General features: G+C 54.5%; 18 protein-coding genes. 9 read left to right on the top strand and 9 right to left on the bottom strand.

All coding sequences use genetic code 11. The features are described 5' to 3' along the window. Positions 1-16: 16 nt before the first annotated feature. Entirely contained in the window at positions 17-2,107 is a 2,091-nt protein-coding gene (locus ABH899_RS15640) for a cellulose biosynthesis cyclic di-GMP-binding regulatory protein BcsB (RefSeq protein WP_369997844.1), read from the top strand. Then, positions 2,097-2,951, top strand: coding sequence for a diguanylate cyclase domain-containing protein (locus tag ABH899_RS15645; RefSeq protein ID WP_369997847.1), 855 nt, complete (start codon positions 2,097-2,099; stop codon positions 2,949-2,951). The genes ABH899_RS15640 and ABH899_RS15645 overlap by 11 nt, the downstream gene beginning before the upstream one ends. Positions 2,952-3,069: 118 nt before the next feature. Here the strand turns inward: ABH899_RS15645 and ABH899_RS15650 are convergent, their stop codons facing one another. Beyond that, positions 3,070-4,272 carry an MFS transporter gene (locus tag ABH899_RS15650; RefSeq protein WP_369997850.1) on the bottom strand — a complete coding sequence of 401 codons (1,203 nt, stop codon included), beginning with the start codon at positions 4,270-4,272 and terminating at the stop codon, positions 3,070-3,072. 198 nt (positions 4,273-4,470) lie between these two features. On the opposite strand from ABH899_RS15650, the gene ABH899_RS15655 reads away from it, so the two are divergent. The 3 genes from ABH899_RS15655 to ABH899_RS15665 all read left to right on the top strand — a co-directional run bounded on the left by ABH899_RS15655 (position 4,471) and on the right by ABH899_RS15665 (position 6,384). Then, complete coding sequence (locus ABH899_RS15655; protein WP_369997852.1) at positions 4,471-4,872, top strand: winged helix-turn-helix transcriptional regulator; 402 nt, start codon at positions 4,471-4,473, stop codon at positions 4,870-4,872. Between the two features lie 31 nt (positions 4,873-4,903). Beyond that, positions 4,904-5,197, top strand: a complete 294-nt coding sequence (locus ABH899_RS15660) for an ArsR/SmtB family transcription factor (protein ID WP_369997855.1) — start codon at positions 4,904-4,906, stop codon at positions 5,195-5,197. Between the two features lie 167 nt (positions 5,198-5,364). Continuing rightward, a complete protein-coding gene (locus ABH899_RS15665; RefSeq protein ID WP_369997858.1) occupies positions 5,365-6,384 on the top strand; it encodes an NADP-dependent oxidoreductase in 1,020 nt (339 codons plus the stop codon). Positions 6,385-6,521: 137 nt separating this feature from the next. Here the strand turns inward: ABH899_RS15665 and ABH899_RS15670 are convergent, their stop codons facing one another. The 6 genes from ABH899_RS15670 to ABH899_RS15695 form a co-directional block, all read right to left on the bottom strand. Next, a complete protein-coding gene (locus ABH899_RS15670; RefSeq protein ID WP_369997860.1) occupies positions 6,522-6,980 on the bottom strand; it encodes a hypothetical protein in 459 nt (152 codons plus the stop codon). A gap of 136 nt (positions 6,981-7,116) precedes the next feature. Continuing rightward, positions 7,117-8,517, bottom strand: a complete 1,401-nt coding sequence (locus ABH899_RS15675; protein ID WP_369997863.1) for a DUF5050 domain-containing protein — start codon at positions 8,515-8,517, stop codon at positions 7,117-7,119. Between the two features lie 162 nt (positions 8,518-8,679). Continuing rightward, the gene (gene yedF, locus ABH899_RS15680; protein WP_009675875.1) at positions 8,680-8,907 is read right to left on the bottom strand and encodes a sulfurtransferase-like selenium metabolism protein YedF; all 228 of its coding nucleotides are present in this window, start codon (positions 8,905-8,907) and stop codon (positions 8,680-8,682) included. Then, complete coding sequence (gene yedE / locus ABH899_RS15685; RefSeq protein ID WP_369997868.1) at positions 8,897-10,111, bottom strand: selenium metabolism membrane protein YedE/FdhT; 1,215 nt, start codon at positions 10,109-10,111, stop codon at positions 8,897-8,899. Before yedE ends, yedF begins: the two co-directional genes overlap by 11 nt. Before the next feature lie 196 nt (positions 10,112-10,307). After that, positions 10,308-10,838 (bottom strand): PadR family transcriptional regulator, encoded by a 531-nt coding sequence (locus ABH899_RS15690; protein ID WP_256124118.1) that lies wholly within the window; start codon positions 10,836-10,838, stop codon positions 10,308-10,310. A gap of 85 nt (positions 10,839-10,923) precedes the next feature. After that, positions 10,924-12,078, bottom strand: coding sequence for a YhgE/Pip domain-containing protein (locus ABH899_RS15695; RefSeq protein ID WP_369997872.1), 1,155 nt, complete (start codon positions 12,076-12,078; stop codon positions 10,924-10,926). Between the two features lie 258 nt (positions 12,079-12,336). Here ABH899_RS15695 and ABH899_RS15700 point away from each other — a divergent pair, with 258 nt between their 5' ends. Then, positions 12,337-14,100 carry a methyl-accepting chemotaxis protein gene (locus ABH899_RS15700; RefSeq protein ID WP_369997875.1) on the top strand — a complete coding sequence of 588 codons (1,764 nt, stop codon included), beginning with the start codon at positions 12,337-12,339 and terminating at the stop codon, positions 14,098-14,100. 120 nt (positions 14,101-14,220) lie between these two features. On the opposite strand, the gene ABH899_RS15705 is transcribed toward ABH899_RS15700, so the two are convergent. Together ABH899_RS15705 and ABH899_RS15710 are read right to left on the bottom strand one after the other, a co-directional pair. Then, entirely contained in the window at positions 14,221-14,994 is a 774-nt protein-coding gene (locus ABH899_RS15705) for an SDR family oxidoreductase (protein ID WP_369997878.1), read from the bottom strand. Between the two features lie 15 nt (positions 14,995-15,009). After that, positions 15,010-16,578, bottom strand: a complete 1,569-nt coding sequence (locus ABH899_RS15710; RefSeq protein ID WP_369997880.1) for a PucR family transcriptional regulator — start codon at positions 16,576-16,578, stop codon at positions 15,010-15,012. Positions 16,579-16,962: 384 nt separating this feature from the next. Between ABH899_RS15710 and ABH899_RS15715 the strand changes: the two genes are divergently transcribed. The 3 genes from ABH899_RS15715 (at position 16,963) to ABH899_RS15725 (ending at position 19,999) form a co-directional block, all read left to right on the top strand. Further along, positions 16,963-17,616 (top strand): RNA polymerase sigma factor, encoded by a 654-nt coding sequence (locus tag ABH899_RS15715; RefSeq protein ID WP_369997883.1) that lies wholly within the window; start codon positions 16,963-16,965, stop codon positions 17,614-17,616. 110 nt (positions 17,617-17,726) lie between these two features. Continuing rightward, the gene (locus ABH899_RS15720; RefSeq protein WP_218230582.1) at positions 17,727-18,179 is read left to right on the top strand and encodes a MarR family winged helix-turn-helix transcriptional regulator; all 453 of its coding nucleotides are present in this window, start codon (positions 17,727-17,729) and stop codon (positions 18,177-18,179) included. A 242-nt stretch (positions 18,180-18,421) separates the two neighbouring features. After that, positions 18,422-19,999: an ABC transporter substrate-binding protein gene (locus ABH899_RS15725; RefSeq protein WP_369997886.1), complete on the top strand. Its 1,578-nt coding sequence runs from the start codon at positions 18,422-18,424 to the stop codon at positions 19,997-19,999. Positions 20,000-20,013 lie beyond the last annotated feature (14 nt).

Below are 20,013 nucleotides of genomic sequence, written 5' to 3' on the forward strand. Positions count from 1 at the left end.
AGTACAGGAGAATTTCATGATGACTATGAAAAAATGGCTGCTGTTCATCTGCCTCTTATCGATATTCGCGGCCCAGTTCGGCCAGGGCGCCGCGGCTGCTCCCGCGAATGGGGAAGCGCGCACTTATCAGACTGCGTTCACCGAAAGCGAAGCATCCTTGTCGGGTGCCGTAAGCTCCAAGCAGAAATATTTTGAACTGATGGATTACTGGAATGTGGAAACTGTCAAAATCAATCTGGACTATCAGGCCACGCAGCTGGCTAAAGAACTGATATCCAGTGTCACTTTATCCGTAAACGGCCACGCGTTCCATTCCTTCCGCCCTGTGGCCGCCGATAACGGGCGCCAGCGGTTGTCGGTATCCGTGCCGAAAGAATGGCTCAAGAAGGGCAGCAACATGCTGGAGATAACCGGCTACATCCGTACGGTCGATAACGAGGTGTGCGCGCCGGACGATGCGCCCGATCACTGGCTCAGTCTGTTTACGACATCGAGCATCGATGTGGCCTACACGAACGCCGAGTTGAAAGCGGCCATCAACGATTTCAGTCACCGTTTCGCGGGACTGGATACGGTCGGCGCCGGACAGAGCGTCCTGACGGTACCGGATAACAGCGATCCCGCCGAGCTGGAGACGGCCGTATACGCGCTCTCCGGCTTCGCCAAGGCCAAGAAAAACGCGGACAAGGATATTCCGCTGCTGCCTTACCGGGCCGATGTGCTGGGGGACAAGCAGGCGGTTGTCCTCGTCGGGCTGTATGACCGGCTTCCGGAAGGAATCAAGGGGCTGCTGAGCAAGCAGGATTACAACACGAAGGCCGTCGTCCAACTGGTGAACAAGGACACGCAGCCGACGCTGGTCGTGACCTCCCAGAATCCGAAGCTGCTCGTTCAGGCCGGCCGCTTCGTCGCCAATCCGTCCCTGATGGAGCAGATGGACAGCGACCTGAAGGTCGTCGAGGAGAGCACCGATGTAGCGACTCCTCCCGTTGCTTACAGCACCCAGGTGACGTTTACCGAGACGGGTGACGAAGTGAGAGGGCCGGGCCATCAGGAGAAGACTTATTTCGTATCTCTGCCGACGAATCGGTCCATCGCGGATGCCGGGCAGATCACGCTCGATTTCCGGTATGCCCAGAATCTCGACTTTAACCGTTCCCTGGTAACGGTCTCCATTAACGGAATTCCGATCGGCAGCAAAAAGCTGACGAAAGAAATGGCGAACGGAGACAAAGCGGTTTTCGCGATTCCGTCCAACGCGGCGGTATCCGGCAACTTCTCCGTGACGGCCGCTTTTGACCTGCAGATGGTCAGTGCCGCCTGTACGCAGAACGGCAATCAGACGCCATGGGCCTTCCTTACGAAGGATTCCATGATCAATTTCAAAACCAAGGACCGGACGGATATGCTGTTCAACAACTATCCGTATCCGTTCCTGCGTGACGGAGTGTACAACCGCGTAGCGGTCGTACTTCCCGAGGCGAAGGATGACTACACGTACCGTTCCGTCTCGAATGTATTCAACCTGCTGGGCCAATATGCCAGCGGCAACACGGGGGACGTTCGTTTTTACAAGGATACGGCAGGCTCGGACCAGCTGAAAGATTCCAACATTATCGCCATCGGGACCTTTATCGACAACAAGCTCATTCAGGAAAACAACAAGAATCTATACTTCAAGTACGATCCCAAGGGCGAAGGCATTCTGTCCAACGAAAAAATTAGCATAGAAACCGAGTACGGAAAGCGGCTGGGAACGCTCCAGCTTCTTGCGTCGCCTTTCCAGGCGGGCAACGGTTTTCTGGCCGTAACGGGGGCCCGTGCCGAAAACTATTACCTGGCTTCCAAGCTGATCGCTAACGAGAACGCCAAGTGGAAAGTATACGGCGACGGCGTCATCACCGATAAGGACGGCAGCGTCAGCGCCTACCGCTTCAAGAAAGAAGCGGGCGAGGGAGACCAGTCCCTGGTGAAGGACGTGCTGCAGCGCGGCGACGTTCTCGGCTTCCTGGTCGCTTTCGTGCTGGTCGCCGCTCTTGCGGTTCTCTCGCTGATTCTGCTGATCCGCAAACACTTGAAGAAGAGAGGTGGCCGCGATGAAAGTTAATCGTAGTTCGCTTCTATCCGATATCGCTTTTCTGGCGCTGCTGGTGCTGTGCAACGTTTGCGTCGCTTTCACTGCCGGGGACCCGAACAGGTACGTGGAAAATCTGATTTTCCTCAATCTCGCTTTCTTCTTTGTGGTAGTCACTTACTTCACCACGGTTACAGCCGGGCTCATCCTGAACATCGTGTTCATTTTCGGGTACGGGACCTACATTCTGTATGAGACCGTAACCCGCGGAGAGACCATCGGCGTATCGACTTACTTCTGGCTGATCATGACGCCGGTCCTGACGGTGGTTATCTGGCTCTTTACGACGGCGACAAGGCAGCTCCAGGCCGAGAACGACGATCTGCAGAAGCAGAAGGCGCGGCTGGCGACGCTGGACGAGCGGACGGACCTCAAGAACAGCATCGCGTTCCGGAAGGATGCGAGTGTGTTCGCGGGGATCTCGACCCGGTATAACATTCCGCTGACGCTGCTCGTCATCAAGGTGAAATACTGGAACGAAATCCGACCGCTTATCGGTGATGAACAGCTTGCGGAAGCCATTATCGACGTCTCCAAAATCAGCCAGGCCAGCATCCGGACCAACGATGCCCTGTACTTGCTGGACAAGGAAGACGCCACATGGGGGCTGCTGCTGTTCACGGACCGTGACGGGGTCAAAGTCGTAATGGAACGGATCAAGCAGAGCCTGGAAGAGTTCAACACCCGGGATTTTGCCCAAAAATACAAGGTCGACCTCAGTTTGAAAATGGGCGCGGTCCAGTATCAGGCGGACAAGATCGACTCGCCGATCGACTTTATCGTCCAGGCGAAGAAACAGCTGGAGTATGACGTTTAGGGGATTGATAATAAAAACACGGCACGCTGAACGACTCAGCGTGCCGTGTTTTTGTATAGAGGCCGGGCTTCGGGGAGAGATTGACTCTAATCGCCTGGAGCCTGGAGTGGAGAAGTATTTAACTCAAAGCATTTTCCCGAAGAGCATTCCTGCCTTCAAGCAGCAAGCTCCAGCCGGTCAGAACAACGGCGGCCACGACCATGATGCCGCCCACCCAGGTGGTATGGATCAAGCCCATCCGTTCGGTGATGATCCCGCCCAGGTAAGCGCCGATGGCGATCCCGGCATTGAACGCCGCGATATTGATCGCGGATGCGACATCAACCGCTGCGGGAACATAGCGTTTGGCGAGCGTCAGCACGAAGACCTGAAGCCCGGCTACGCTCATAAAGGCGAACAGCCCCATCAGAATGACGGTGATCAGTCCGGCTGTCTTGTACGGGGCCGTGAAAGCAAGCGCGAACAGGACAACCGCCTGCAGGAGGAACATGACAAGCAGGGCAGGCAGAGGCTTGCGGTTCGCGGCTTTGCCGCCGATCACGTTGCCTACGGCAATGGCGACTCCGTAAACGAGGAGCAGCAGGGTGACGGTATTCTCCGCGAAGCCGGTGACGGTATGAAGCAGCGGAGACAGGAACGTGAACACTACGAAGGTGCCGCCGTAGCCCAGCGCCGTAATGACGAACATCAGGAGCAGCCTGCCGTTCGTCACGAGCTTCAGCTGATCGCGGAACGTGGTGCGGACTCCCTTCGGCAGTGTGGAAGGGATGAGCACGCTGTTCGCGATGAAGGCGACGACGCCCACAACGACGATGGCCGCAAAAGCGAGCCGCCATCCCCACTGCTGGCCGATGAAGGTGCCGATCGGCACGCCGGTAATGGTCGCCACGGTCAGCCCCGTGAACATGATGGAAATCGCGCTGGCGCGGCGGTGTTGGGGGACGAGATCGGCTGCAATCGTCGAGCCGATAGACATGAAAACCCCGTGGGCCAGCGAAGAGACAATGCGGGCGGCGAGCAGGACGCCTATGGTCGTCGCGCCGGCCGCCAGGCTGTTGCCGATGATGAAGACGACCATAATCCACAGAAGCAGCGTTTTCCGCGTCATCGTGGAGGTCAGGGACGTCAGGATCGGGGCGCCGAGCGTGACTCCGAGCGCATACATGGAGACGGTAAGTCCCGCTGTCGTCAAGGAGGTCTGCAAGTCCTCCGCAATCAGAGGCAGCAGCCCTACGCTGATAAACTCGGTGGTGCCTATGGCAAATGCGCTAATGGCCAGGGCCAATAGAGCGAGCGTGCTTTTATGTGAATCGGCAATCATGGTTCCCCTCTCCTATCGGTTCAGAATTCCGGGTATAATTGGAAGTCTGTTATTTGAACGAGCGGTATGGTGCATACCGGCCGGTGAATGCTATTATGGGGGATAGAGTCTCGCATGAAAAGAACGTACTTTTAAGTACTATAGGTACCTCGGAGTACCGTAGTATCTTTGAGGAACCTATAAAGGGAGGTCCGTAACATGACGACAAAGAAGAAATACAACATACCGGTCGAAGCGACTTTGGAGATAATCGGGGGAAAATGGAAGTGTGTGATCCTTTGCCATTTGACGCACGGGAAAAAGCGCACCAGTGAGCTGAAGCGCCTTATGCCGGCGATTACGCAAAAAATGCTCACCCAGCAGCTTCGAGAGCTGGAGGAAGACGGAGTTATCAAAAGAACGATCCATCAGGAAATTCCGCCTCGTGTGGATTACGAGCTTAGCGAATACGGGTGGGGGCTGCAAAAAATCCTCGATTCTCTATGTGCCTGGGGCGAGAAACACATCATTAAAGTATACGGGGACAAGTCAACCGTCCTGGAAGACAGCTTTTTAAACGAGAAAAGCTTTGATAAGGAAGAAGAGTCGCCGGCAAGTTGACATAACATAGGAGGAAGTCTAAAATAGTTCTATGACTATCGAACAATTAACTGTGGAAGACGAGCGGCGGGTCAAGATTTTTAAGGCGTTGGCCGAAGTGAAGCGAATCGAAATGATCCGGTATCTTCATCGTCATGAACGCAGCAATACGTGCGGGGAAATTGGCGAGTCCGTAGGCATGGACAAATCGAACGTATCGTATCATCTGAAGATTTTGTACGAAGCCGGCCTCATAAAAGTGATCCGCAGCGGCCAGAATAAAACGAGCGAACTGCGGAGAGACGTGTTTCATCAGTTTTTGCCGGGTTTCTTGGACAGTTTATAAATTGTCGGGAAGCCTGTATTTTTTGGCCCAATAGTTTTAAAGTTTTAAAACTATCAAAATCGGGTAAAAAGCAGGTCACGGCCGATATGGTGCAGCTAGTTTGTGCGATAGTCTTATTTTTTATTAACCATTGTTCAATAAAACTAACGAGAAATGAGTGAATTCATGTGCCGATGAATAAACAAATCGTACTCCGTTCGCGTCCCGAGGGGATGCCGACCGTTGATCATTTCGAATTCAGGGAAGTTCCCGTATCCGATCCTGCCGAGGGCCAGGTTGTCGTGCGTTCGCTGTACTTGTCCGTGGACCCGTATATGAGAGGCAGAATGAACGACTCCAAATCTTATGTGCCGCCTTACAAGCTGAATGAGCCGATTAGCGGCGGGATTGTCGGAGAGGTCGTATCGTCCCGTTCGGAGCAGTTCGAAACCGGGGACAAAGTGCTGGGGATGCTGGGCTGGCAGCTGAACAATACGGTAGACGCTTCCTCCGTCCGCAAAGTGGACGAAAACCTCGCCCCGCTGTCCGCTTATTTGAGCGTACTCGGACTAACGGGTATGACGGCCTACTTCGGTCTGCTGGATATCGGCAAGCCGAAAGAAGGCGAGACTGTCGTCGTGTCCGGCGCGGCCGGAGCCGTGGGCATGATGGTCGGGCAGATCGCGAAGCTGAAAGGAGCGCGCGTCGTCGGTATCGCGGGCTCGGACGAGAAAACCGCGTACTTGGAGAAGGAGCTCGGCTTCGATGCCGCGGTTAACTATAAAACGGCGGATAACCTGGATGAAGCGATCGCAAAAGCTTGTCCCGACGGAGTCGACGTTTACTACGATAACGTGGGCGGACGAATTTCGGACGCCGTGATGAAACAGCTGAACGACCACGCGCGCATCCCGCTTTGCGGCGCCATCTCCTCCTACAACAGCACGGACGGCGACCTGGGTCCCCGGATTCAGCCTCAGCTGATCAAGACCCGCTCTCTGATCCAGGGCTTTGTTCTGAGCGACTACGCCGCCCGTTTTCATGAAGCCGGAGCTGATCTGGGCAAGTGGCTGTCCGAAGGCAAGCTGAAGTACGAAGAAACGATTGTGGAAGGCTTCAACAACGTTCCTAAAGCGTTCCTGGAGCTTTTTAAAGGAACCAATCTGGGAAAAATGCTTGTAAAAGTAAGCGAGGCGGACGGAGAGTAACCGAGATCGGCGGCCGCGCAGCCTCGATACGTTTTCGCACAAGAAAAGTATTTTGAAGCGCAAGGCTTAGCGTAAACGGATAAAGAAAAACCCTCCGGTCCCGCATTTGCAGGTTCGGAGGGTTTTTGCGTTTTGGCTTAATAGGTGAAGAAAGAGACCGTATAAGGAGCACTGCCGTATTGGGAGGAGTCGTGTCCGTAAATTTTGAAATAGACGGTGTCCCCGGGGTAGATCGGGCTGAAGGAGATACTGTCTTCCACTCCGTTACCGTGGTCGCTGGCTGTTGTCGTGGACTCGAAGTTATTATATGGAGCCAGAACGTGAATAAAATACAGATCGTAATTATTGTTGGAAGGGCTGTAAAGATGAAAGGAAGCGCTGCTTATTGTTTTTCCCGTGTCGTTGGTCCATTTGAAATAATCAACATCCGTACTGTCGGAAATAGTTTGCACGGCAGCTGAATTAGGGGAAATAGCAATTGCGGTTTCCCGGGTGTCTCCCACTCCGTCACTTGCAAAAGCAGATTGAGATCCTACCAGTAATGCTGAAGCAACAACACCTAAGGCCAACAAATTTTTTGCGTATCTTTTTAGCATATGATCTCCTCCAACCCTAATTTAGGAACTTTAAGTTCCAATAAAGTAGACAAGTTGAGAAGGGAGAAGGTTACAAAATTTGTTAATTTTGCTATTTTTTTATTTAAATTTTGTGTTTGAGAGGTTTTTTCGTTTGTTACAGCCGCTCGTTAGGGAACGGATTGCTCGTTTTGGACGTGATGATTTCACGCTGCGAGCCGTCTTTCTTAACACGGCCGAGAGAAAAAACCATATCTGCGTAACGGTGCGTTTCGGAACTCTTTGTTTCATAAGTCATGAAATAGATCCAATCTCCGATAACATTTAGCTGAACAAGAGTGTTGTCTATCCGGAGCTTTTCCCCGCCGCCCTGCAGATCGGTCAGATAGACTTTCCGGTCAAGGAAGCTCAGCGCCTTTTCCAAAACGAGATAGTCGGGTCCTACATAATAACGGCTCAAGGGCACGTTATCCACAGCCACAGATTCCTCGCCGGTCTGTATGGACATTTTCAGAAGCTGGTTAGCGTCCTTATGGTAGTAGATAAAGCCGTTGGCCGCGCGCAGTTCATGGACGAATTCCTTGGTGTAGGTTTTACGGTTTCGGCCGTCAAGGTCCAGGGAATAAAGACCTCCGGTGCTCCGCTTGTAATAGATGCGTCCTTGATAAGGGACGAAATCCATGACGTCCTCGTCTTTTTGCGAAAGCTCTTGTTTGCCGCTTCCGTCAAGCTTCATTTTGAAAAGAGGGCCTGAGCCGAAACCCGCGGTAACGTTATAGTAAATCCAGTCCCCGGTTACATAGACTTGTCCGGCTTTTTCTTTGCTGAGCTTCGTGCGTTCGCTGCCGTCGGGCCGAATCCGGTACACTTCTCCCGCGTCGGTCCGTTCCCCCTGAGTAAGAAGCCGATAGTACACCCAGCCCCCGGTCACTTGGATCTGAGCGGCGGGGTCGTCCGAGATTTTTACGGACTCGGACCCGTCTTCTTTCATCCGGTACAGCTTGCTTTCATCGCCCACATTCTGATAATACACCCACCCGTTCGATTGGGTGACGAATGCTTGATTCAGAATGTTCTGAACGTCGTTTCCTTCCCCCGGAGCAAACACGGAGGCAGGTGCCGGCGTATCGCCCAGGGTTACCGTATGTGTATCGGCATTCCAAGCGATCGCAATGCCGAGTGCCTCGGCAATGAAACGGACAGGCACCATGACCCGGCCGTTTTCTTGCTCCGCGGAGGACTCCAATGCGGCCTCCCGCCCGTCAATGTGCGCCAGAGTGCTCCCGACCGTCAGGTCGATAAGGGTGGCGCCTTTGCGCACGGTTGCGGTCTTCGTCGATTGGGACCATTCGACTTCGGTGCCAAACGCCTCCGACAGCGACCTCAGCGGGACGTAAGTCAAGCCGGATTCCGCTTGAATATAGGCGCGGGAATCGGGAAACAGTTCGGCGCCGTTGACGACGACCGACACATCCTGCCCCGGTGATGCGGATGCGGAGGAGATCCCTGCGGAGAAGTCGAACAGAGAGAGTCCGATCAGCGCGGGAACAAGGCGCAAGAGCCAGCCTGTTTTACTTTTGAAGCGTGAAGAATTATCGTTCTTGCTGTTCCTGGTATGTAAGCCTGAAGAGAAGAATACGTTCATTCTGGATGCAACCGACCTTTCCAAAGAAGATAGTTCCTATATCGGATGATAAGGACAATTCTTGCAGACCTTTCTCTAGGCCCGGATATACAGCGTAAATTCCTGGCCGTCTCTAACGGGCTCCTGGGCCATCGTATAGCCGTGCTTCACCACTTCTTCCGGTACGTTGCGGAAGGCGGCCGGGCAGTCTGCGATCACCTGCAGGAGCTGCCCTTTTTTCATATCGCGAAGGGTTTCCAGCGTATAAATGACGGGATATGGGCAGGATTCGCCCCTGATATCGAGTGTGTAATCAACGGACATGAGTCGTGTCCCCTTTCTTGAATCCGGTTCCGAACCGGTAGTTTTTCTGCCAATAAGCCGCCACGGCAAATCCGGCGGCCAGCAGCGCGAGCGTAGCGAACAGGGCGCCGTAAGGGCCCATCAGCGGGATAAGGTTAATCTTCGATCCGCTCTTGGCGAGCAGGTTGAAGACGCCGAGATGATCCCAAGCGTAAGCGAGTGCGGTCGCTCCGATAATGTTGCCGATAAAGACCGGCAGAAAGACGACCTGGCCTTCCATCAGCCGGTACATCATGCCGGTTTCGCAGCCCCCCGCAAGCACGATGCCGAGGCCGAACAAAATTCCGCCGACCAGTGTGCTGGGTGCGGCGATTTTGGTGATGGGCTCCAGCCCGTACACGAGGATGATGATCAGCGTGGCCACGGAGCTTATCGCCATGCCTGCGGTAATGGCCTTGGTCATGGCGGCGCGGCCGCTGATCCAGAGATCCCGGAACGCCGAGGTGAAGCAGATCTGCCCGCGCTCGATCAGAATGCCGAAGGCTGCGCCGAAAATCGCGGCGGCGCCCAGCATGGTTTTGCCCGAGGCGAAGAAATAAACGATCAGCGCCGCGTAAGCGAGGGCAATCCCTGCCCCCACGTAGGGCTGTACGATCCGTTTCTTCACGGCTGAAGGAGAAGCGGCCGTATTGCCCTTGCTCAGCACGGGCTTGCCTTTCCACCAGGCCGTGTTCACGACCTTCACGCCGAAATAAGTGCCGATCGCGGTAGCCGCGATGAAGATCCAGGAGTGCAGCGAGAATTGCGGTACGCCCGTGAAGAAGGCGGCCAGGTTGCACCCCAGGGCCAGTCTTGCGCCGAATCCGGCGATAATCCCTCCGGCGAACCCCTGCACAAGCCGGCGTTTTTGCTTCGGAATGCGGATCTTAAAATTGTTGCTGAGCAGAATCATAACGAGGGCGCCGATAAACATCCCCCAGACAATCCATCCGTCGGTGCGGGTCAGCGTCGTCCCGTTCATGCCGACCAGTTTGAAATAAGCCCAGTCCGACACATCCACGCCGAAGAGCTGGAGAATGTGCCCGCCCAGACGGGTGAATTCCCCGGTTACCGCCCAGACGGTTTTCGTGATGCCGAAGTACAGAGCGCTTAAGACGCCGGCCAAACCCATGGCGATATAAGGACTCCAGTAGTGAGTGAAAATTTTCTTGATGGTCCCCTGCATACTTCTTCTAGCCCCTTACTCTAAGTAGTCAATCTTATCCATTGTTCATTCTACTCAACCCATTCTACTACAACATCCGGAACAATGGGGGAACCCGCTTTATAAAAAATTCCAGACAAAACAAAAAATCAGGGCAAAAGTTTTCTTTTGCACCTGATCCGAATTGTGACTTTATCCGTTCCACGAGGGGAACCTGTTAGAGGCTTCCGTTTTTAACGAAATCAAGCAGCTTCACAAGCCATTCCGACTCCAGCTTCATCCGGTTATGGATATAGTCCTGAATGAGATGAACGCTCGGCGGCGTTTTGTCCTTGAAGGACTCCCAATCCTGATTCTGCTGCTCGCTTCGGTTTCTCATCTTGTCTATAACTTCCTCGATCAGAAAAATAAGCTTGTTCTTATCGGCATGCTGCAGAAAAAGGGTAGACGAATAGAGCGATTCGACTCCGGTGAAATTCCGGAAGCTCGCGTAGATTTCCTGCTCCAGAAACTCGCGGCCTTTCGGTGTAATTCCGTAGGTCGTTTTTTCGGGGCGGTTGTCCTCGCGGATAACTTCGCGTTTTTCGATATAGCCCTTTTTTAACAGGACGTCAAAATTGTAATAAAGGGTTCCGTCGTTGATCTTGTGAACGTCCTCTATGTTGTTCTTCTTGAACATTTTCTTTATATCGTAAGGGTGGTGATTGCCTTCGCATAAGATTCCCAGAATAAAAATCTGCAGTGACATCGGAAAGTCTCCCCTTTGAACCATCATGTTGAAAAACCGGGGGTCCATCGGACCCCCAAGCCTTCTTATTGTACACGAAGAGGGCTCAAGAAGCATCCGTCAGCGCTTTTTTCTTGAATCCGGGAGAAACGAACAGATAGGCCAACTGTCCGACCACAAGCGACGCAATGGCCATACCCGCGAGACCGAGAAGATTTTCCCCGATCTTGCCTCCGCCGAAGAGCAGGCTGAAATCGGTTTGTACGGTGTAGTACATGATGGAGATGTGGCTTATCCATCTGAACAGAGCCGGCATCATGTCCTGCGTCATGACGGCGCCGCTGCTGATGGTCTGGAACAGCATAAGCGTCAGGTTTGCGAAAATCGCGGCGTCTTTGAGCAGGTAGCAGAAAATAGACATAAATTCGATCGCCGCGAACAGCTCCAGCGCATGAACGAGCCATACCTGAAAGAAGACGCTCGCTTCGTAACCGCCCTGAACCAGGAAGTAAATCGTCAGCCCGATCAGCGGAGAGAAGAAGGCGACAAGCGCGTTTACTCCCTGTGCGTACCAGAAAGCCTTGGCACGGCCGAGGATAGGGGTATAGGCCCGGGTTGCGCCCGTAACCATCATGGAGAAAACCATGGCTCCCACATAACTGACCATCGCCAGGAAGAAAGGCGCCATCTGGTTATGCATCCCCGCCGGCACTTTATTGATATTGATCATGTTGGGCGCTAGCTTAGTAGGGATCTGGGCCGCGAGCTGCTTGGCCTGCTCTTCCGGCATGTTCAGTTTTTGCAAAATGCCCTGGGTGTTTTGTACGGCGAACTGCTGGTTCAGACTGCCGGTAATTTGCGTAACGACCGACTGCATCGTACTGGTAACCGTCGCCGGGTTAGACTGGTTGATCATAAAATCCATCGGAGCTTTCTCGTTCTGTTGGGAAAGCTTCTCCGTAAAGTCCGCGGGGATATGGATGACCATATGAACGTCACGGTCGTTCAGCTCTTCCCGGGCCTGCTCCAAAGAAGCGCCCGTAGTGACTTGGAAGGGCAGCTCTTTCTGCAAGCTGGCGGCGATTTCCTTGCCGGCCTGCGTATCTTCGTTGACGATCGCGATCTTAAGCTCGTCGATATTCTTGGGAATCGCGCTGTATCCGGACATAAAAATGGCGATAAACGCGACCTGGTAAAACAGGATCATCGTTAACCCGCCGATCACGGCTTTGCTTTTCATAAAATTTAAAAATCCGTTCACGTGCTCTCACTCCTAGAGAAATATATATTCTAATCAAAGTACTCTAATTAGAGTAATTTATTTTTGTAATTCTACGCTTGGCAGTCCGACTTGTCAAATGAATAAATGATGAACGGATTCTAATCGTGAAACTAAGTCAGAAGACTCAAAATTTATGAAAAATTTATCAAAAAAAGTCGAAATCCCCATGTTTTAAAACCTCGATTTCAGGTTTAATAGGAGTTAAGACCTAAATACTACATAAAAATGAGGAATCTTATGAAGTTCAAACAAAAGCTTGCGCTCAGCTTTGCAGCGGTATTGCTGCTGACCTTCGTAGTTGGGGCCATTGGTTTATACCAACTTACTTCGGTGAACAAGGTTTATCAGAGTCTCATTAACGACCGGGTAGAGAAAATTCTGATTATCAAGGACTTGGGAACAACCGCGGCCGAAGAAACCAAAAACGTGCGGGGTTATCTCCTGACGGGCAATGAAGAACATTTTAAAAGTTACGAGCAGGACAGACAGACGTTTAAAGCGGATTTGAGCAAGCTGCAGGCTAACATACATCAGGACAAGTCGAAAGAACTGGCCGCCCGTTTAAGCAGCCTGGAAGAACAGTATGCGGGCATCGTGGACGAAATAGCGGCATACAAAAAGGTGGAAGATATCAAGAACTACACCCGGCTGGTAGAAGAAAAGTGCGTGCCCATGGCCCGCCAACTGGCGGATACGGCCGCGGAGCTGGAAGAATTTCAGCAGTCGCAGCTGAACCAGTCCGTGCAGGAGACTTCACAGAAGGTAAGTGACATCAAGACGCTTCTATGGGCCACGGTTCTTGCGGCGCTTGTCGCAGGCGTCGTTCTCGCCTATCTGATCACCCGGATGATCGCACGCCCTGTAACGCTAGTGGCCCAGGCGGCCAAGCGGATCGCGGAAGGCGATTTGACGGGCGACGATGTGCGGCTCAAGCAGAAAGATGAGATCGGCCAACTGGCGGGGGCTTTTAATGAGATGAAAGCGAACCTGACGGCGCTGCTCGCCAAAATCAACCGGAACGCCGTTGAAGTGGCTGCCGCTTCCAAGGAGCTGTCGGACGGCTCCGAACAGGCGGTCACGGGCGCGCAGCAGGTGGCCGAATCGATGCAGGATATTTCCGGGACGGCCGACCGGCAGGTGAACCAGCTCCGTGAAAACAAACAGGCGATCGAAGAAAGCGCTCAGAGTATCCAGCGCATTGCCGAGTCGGCTTCGATCACGGTAGAGTCATCGGAACATGCGGCGCTTCAGGCGGAAGAGGGAAGAAAGCTTCTCGGGGAAACCGTCGTCCAGATGAAACAGATCCGGACCACGATAGAAGAATCCGCCGCGGTTATTCATGACCTGGGCGAACAGTCCAAAAACATTGAGAAGATCACGGCCTTCATCAAAGATATCGCCCAGCAGACGAATCTCCTGTCGCTTAATGCGAGCATCGAGGCCGCGAGGGCAGGAGAACACGGCAAAGGTTTCGCTGTCGTGGCGGGAGAAGTGAAGAAGCTGGCGGAGCAGACAAGGGAAGCTTCGGAGCAAATCGCGAAGGGGATTCAGCAGATGGTGCAGACGGTTGCCCAATCGGTAACCGCCATGAACAGGGGATCTGCCGAGGTGGAGGCCGGAACGCGTGTCATGAACCGCACCGGGGAAGCGTTCAACGGCATTTACCGGGCGATCGGGACCGTAACCGGTCAGGTGCAGGAAGTCTCGGCCGCAACCGAAGAATTGTCGGCCGCTACGGAACAGCTACTTAAGGCGGAAGAACAGCTTGCCGGCTTGTCCGGGGATATTTCCGGCCATTCCCAGAGCGTAGCGGCTGTCTGTGAGGAGCAGCTCGCTTCCATGGAGGAGATTTCCGCGTCTTCCGACGCGCTCAGCCACATGGCGAAGGAGCTGCAGGACGAAATTCAGAAATTCAAATTCGAGGGCGATGAACCGGGGGCGGCAAGCCAGCCGAACGTTCATTACCGAGGACACGGGGAGCAGGCCGCAGCGGCTTCCTAAAGCGTTCAGGCCTGCCCGCAATAAGAACAGCCGTCAGCCTCGGAGGAAATCTCCGCGGCCGGCGGCTTTTTGGCGTACCGGCAGAAACAAGGGAGGAGCGGCAGCCCATCGTTCACGGCATCAGCGTAAGATGTACCCGCCGTCCGGGAAAAGAGTGCTTCCGGTCGTGTAGCCGTTCGTCATCAAGTACACGACCGTGTGCGCCACTTCGTCCGCGTTTCCGGTTCGGCCGAGCAGGCACATGTCGTTGTACGCGTTGTACGACTCCTCCCGTTTCTCCCGAGAGGCGCCCTCCCAATTGAAATGGGTCACAATTGTGCCCGGTGAGACCACGTTGACGCGTACGGGAGCCAGCTCGACCGCAAGCGCTTTGCCGAGGCTTTCGATGGCTCCGTTGCAGGCGGCATAGGAAGCCCCGTCGCCAAGCGGCCGCTGGCTGAAAGCCCCTGACATCAGCACGACGGAGCCGCTGCGGGACAGATAAGGCACCGCATATTTGACGGCGTTATACTGCGGCCAAAATTTTCCCTCGAAGCAGCTGTGCGCGGTCTCCGCGTCCGAGGTGATCGGTCCCCGCACATAAGAAGCGCCCGGGGTGAACAGATGATCGAAAGCTCCGACCCGGTCGAAGAACGTTTGCAGCTCGTCTTCGTTCCGGTTGTTCAGCCGGAAGGTCCGTACACGCCCGGCCGGTTGAATATCCTTATGCGACGACACACCGCGCGCTGGAAGCTTGAGCGCTTCTTCGGCCTGTTGCAGCCTTTCCGCGGAACGTCCCGCGATAATCACTTCCGCTCCCTGCCCGACAGCCTGCCGGGCTGCCGCAAGCCCGATTCCGGAGCTTCCTCCGATAATCACGACACGCTGGTCTTTTAACGTTGACATCGCATCCATCTCCTCGTTTCGTAGTTAAAGCTGAGGGCAAACGCGCTTGATTTTCCGGGATTGTCCGTAGCGGATCGCCAGATCCAACCGGAACCGGATGTCCGGATCATGGATATCCGTCCGCAGCAGCTCCCGGATTCTCTCCAGCCGGTACAAGACGGAATTGCGGTGGATGAACAGCTCTTCGGCCACCTGTTTCGTGCTGCCCGACTTCAGGTAAGCTTCGAGCGTCGGCAGCAGCTCCGTCCCGGCTTCGCCGTCGTAATCCAGCAGCGGCTGTATGAGCTCTCCGTGAAGCTGTTCCAGGAGCGGGTGGCCGGCCACGTCCATGAGCAGATGCTCTACCAGCCTGTCATGGAAATGGAGCACTTCCGGCTGATCCGCCGCCTGCTCTCCGAAAGCCAGCGCCTGCCGGGCTTCCAGGCAGCTCGCGTGCAGGTCCGCGTATTGGCCGCGGACAGCGCCGATGCCGCACCGGACGATCATGGCGGCTGCGTCCGCCCCAACGATCCGGGAAGCTCTGGCCTCCAGCTCCGCCTTGTACTTGCGGGCGGTTTCCAGCTGCTTCCCGGTCTCCGGCCGGTCTGCCGCGCAGATAAGGAGCAGGCGGTCGTTGATCTCGACGGCCAGCCGTCTATGCCCGCCGCTGTCGCGGTTCACTTCTTCGGCCAGGCGGGAGTGGAGGGTCTTAACCGTCTCGGAATCCGTATCCGCGGGACAGGAGGCCCGGAGCGCCATGACGTAAACGAAGCCGCCGTAAGGGATGCCCAGGTGCTTGGCCCTGTGCCGGAGCAGGTCTTCCTGGCGGGAAACCCCGCCCGAGAGAAGCTCCGCCGCAAAAAGCTCCTGCTCCCGCGACCGGTGAAGCTGCTGGGCCTGCCGGATCGTAAATTCGATGGCGAGAGCCATCACGGCATGATCCAGGCACATTTTTTCGAAATGGTCCCCGTCTTCCAACTTCCGCGTAAGCGACAGCGTTCCGAATATCCGGTTCCCGGTAAATACGGGACGGTTTTCCACACCGGCTGCCGCGTTATAGTCCGCTGTGCTGCTCTCCACTTCGCCTTCCCGGTTGAGAATGGCCACTTCACAGCGCAGCAGCTTCCCGATAAGAATCACGAGCTCCGAAAATTTGCGGTTCAGAACCATGCCGGTGAACTGCTGGTTTACTTCATGGGCTTCTTTAAGCAGATAAGCCTGCCGCTGCAAAATCTGGTCCATAATGGAGCGCGTCATGTCCATGAAAGGCACGTCCAGCGGAATATCGAACAGCGGAATGCCGTAGCGGTTGCTCAGCTCGATCGCTTCGGGATGCACTTCCTGCAAATATCGCTTCGTTTTGATGCCGACGGCAGAGCCTCCGACCCGGTGCATTTCATCGAGAAGCCTGCACAGCATGGACGGCTCGAACCGGAAGGAGTAGCCCGTGGTCAGGATGAGCTCATTGGGCCGCAGCCAGCCTGTGAGATCCGGCGTTTCCATGCAGTCTACATAAAAAATTTCGTTGGACAGCCCTTGTGCCCCCGCCAAAACCTCGGCCCCCCGGAAGAGCGGCATATCGAGCAGATTTTTAACCGTAAAAGACGTCGTCATCGACTCACCTCACAGATAGATCATGGCTTGATCGTACCACAATCTCCCGGAATGCAGGCAAGAAGCCCGCCCTCTTGCGATTAACTATACCAGAGGCTTTTCGCGCTTCGTATGGGCCGCAAACTAAAAAAAGTCCGGGGTGTTTGGGCGGCGGCACAAAGGAAAAAACGTTTTTTCTGTATGCTGGCCTATGAGGGTGTATGCGCCGGAAGCTCGCTTCTTGCTTCGCCATCCGGCGGCGATGCGGAACGGAAGGGATTCGGGTTGTTAGCAGCGAACGTAATTTCATAAAAAGCTTCGGAAACCAGATAGATTTTATAAAGCCGTGGTGTCTGTATAAAGGAAAGGAAGAAGTGCTCCGGCGAGCGGGAATAGGAGAAGGACATGGACATGGAGATAACGGAACACGGGGGAAGCAAAAGGGGAACCGGACAGGCGGATAAGGGGGAGATTCGGGGGATGTCCCCCGCATACGCCGTACCGGGCTTGTATGTCCGGCAATCGGAGATGACGCCGGTACCGGATCAAGGACGGCCGGAACCGGAGGCGCCGGAAGAGCACGAGCTGATTGACCGTGCCCGCCGGGGTGACCGTGAGGCGTTCAACGAGCTTGTCCGCAGGCACAGGGCGAAGGTGCTTGGACTTGCCAACCGCCTCGTGGAAGACCGCTCTCTCGCAGAGGATGTCGTGCAGGACGCGCTTATCCGCGCTTTCCTGCACTTGGGCACGCTCGCCGATGCGGGCAAGTTCGGCCCCTGGCTGCGCCGGATCGTGCGCAATCAGGCGCTGTTGAAGTTGCGCCGGGGCGGGCCCTCCGGCCGGGAGCGGCCTTTCTCCAGCTTGCCGGATCCGTCCGCCGTCCGGACGTGCCGTGACTTTACTGCTGAAAGCGAAGGAGGAGGAAACGAAAGGCATTGCCGTACTGGAAAAGCTGTTGAGTTTCATGAAAGCTTATCATTCGGAGAAGTGGGTGCACTGAGCGGGTCCCCGTGTGAAAACCGTCCTTGGGAAAGGACGGCTTTTTGCCGTTCCGGCTGAGGTGGATTATTTTCAAAAAGATATTTCCCGATTCCAAAGAAAAAGCATTGACGCCATATACTTATCGTTATAATATTTATCGTAATAAATAAATGCAGGAAAGGAATGCCATGAAACTTACCGATTATTGCGTCAAGGTGGGCGAGCTGCTGCGGGTGATCGATACGAAACACACTAAAATCGTCAACCAGCACTATTCTCCGCATAATCTTACGGCTCCGTCGATCAACATTTTGCTTCTTCTCGATAAGGAAGGGGCCATGCGGGTCAGCGATATCGGGTCGGCGCTCAATATGGTCGACAGCAATGTTTCGGCCATTTGTTCGCGGTTGGAGAATATGAACCTGATCGAGCGCTTCAGGACGAAGGAAGATCAGCGTGTGGTGAAGATTCAACTGTCCCCGGAAGCGGAGGACAAGATGAAGGATATTATCGCCAACGTGCATGAGTTTCAGGAGCTTTTCGTTAAAAACTCGTCGCAGGAGGAGCTTGAAGCTATCGTCCGTGGACTTTCCCTGCTGGAACGGCTGCTGGATAACGTTTTGAAAGAAAAGATGAAATAAGATGTCCAAGCTTCCGAAGATGTCCCGGTGGACATCAAAGATGCGGCATGGGTTGCGGATTGGGGCAATGGCTCGGCAAGCGTCATGAAGGCCAAGGAAGACATCGAAGACGATGGCGACCTGCTCGAGTAACCTAGGCCGGGTGTTCCGCTATCGTTTATCCGACTAAACAGATGGGTTTAGATGTAAACAAAAAGTTCGCCGGAATTCCGGGATTTCATTCTTTATCAGGAGGGATTTTTATGAAATGGTCCAAAAGTTTAACCGCTGTCCTCATGTCCGTCATTCTTCTGTCGGCAAGCGCGTGCAGCGGAACGGGAAGCCCGGAAGGGGCGGAGAGCTCGACCGCTTCGAAAACCGGCGGCAGCCTTATCGTGGCGATCAAGGACGATCCGAAAACATTCAATCCGCTCTACGCCGGGGACCGCATGTCCCTTACGATCGGCAAGTCGCTGTTTGCGCCGCTTTTCAGCATCAATGACGGCAAGAAAACGTTCGTGCTTGCGGAGAGCCTGACGCCGTCCGCGGACCTCAAGTCATACGTGCTGAAGCTGCGCAGCGGCCTGACGTGGCATGACGGGCAGAAGCTGACGGCCGACGACGTCGTGTTCTCCTTCGAGCAGGTGCTGGACGAAAAGCAGCACAGCTATTTCCGCAGCCTGTTCGTGCTGGACGGCAAGCCTATCCAGGCGAAGAAAATCGACGACCTGACAGTGGAGTTCACGCTTCCGCAGACAACGGCCGCATTCGAGGGTGCGCTGGTACAACTGATCCCCGTTCCGAAGCATATTTTTGCCGGAGAAAGCGATCTGGAGAAAAGTTCTAAGAACAACCAGCCGGTCGGCTCCGGGCCTTTCAAATTCAAGGAGTACCGTCCGGGAGAATATGTGACGCTGGAACGGTCCGACTCTTATTTTGCCGGGAAAGCGAAGCTGGACAGCATCACTTACCGCGTGGCCAAGGACAGCAGCGCGGCAGTACTTGCCCTCCAAAACGGGGAAATCAATATGATGCTGATCGAGCCCCAGGATTACAACAAAGTGAAGGGCACCGGGCAGGCGAACGTCATTACGTTCCCTTCGGGCGGAGTCACGACGATGGTGTTCAATACGAACATCGAAATTATGAATAAGAAGGAAGTCCGCCAGGCTATCGTGCACGGCCTCGATAAGAAGGAACTGATTACGACAGGCTTTTCGTCACAAGAGTTTGCGGAGCCGGCTTCTTCCATTTTTTCGCCGGATACTTTGTACCAGCAGAAAGATCTGAAGGGGTACGAATACAACCCTGAAAAAGCGAAGGAACTGCTTAAAGCGGCCGGGGCTGAAGGACTGAAAATCCGCTTCGCGTACTTCAACGGCAGCAAGGCGGAGGAGAACATGTCGCTTTACTTGCAGCAGAAGCTGAAAGCCATCGGCGTCACCGTAGAGCTGATTCCCCTGGATGGAGCGGCGCTCGGCAAGAAAGCCCTGAACAAAGACAACAAGGAATACGATATGTCCTTCGGCGGCTACAGTATGGGCTTCGAACCCGATGCCTACAAACCGCTCTATCTCAGCAGCGGATCGTACAATTATTCGCACTACAAAAACAGCGACTTCGACGCGCTGTGGACGAAAGCCGCCGTGGAGACGGATCCCGCCAAACGCGCGAAGCTCTACCAGTCGATCCAAGAGCTTTCCGCCGAGGAAGTCACGACGTATCCGATCGCTTACGGCAAGTCGATCGTGGCGGTAGACGCGAGATTCGGGGGTCTCGAAGAGGCTGTGCCGAAACAGGTTGTGCTGTTTGACGATTACTCGAAAATCTACATGAAATGAAGCCGGTAGTCCGG

The sequence above is a fragment of the Paenibacillus sp. RC84 genome, from assembly GCF_041260495.1.
Taxonomy (GTDB): domain Bacteria; phylum Bacillota; class Bacilli; order Paenibacillales; family NBRC-103111; genus Paenibacillus_F.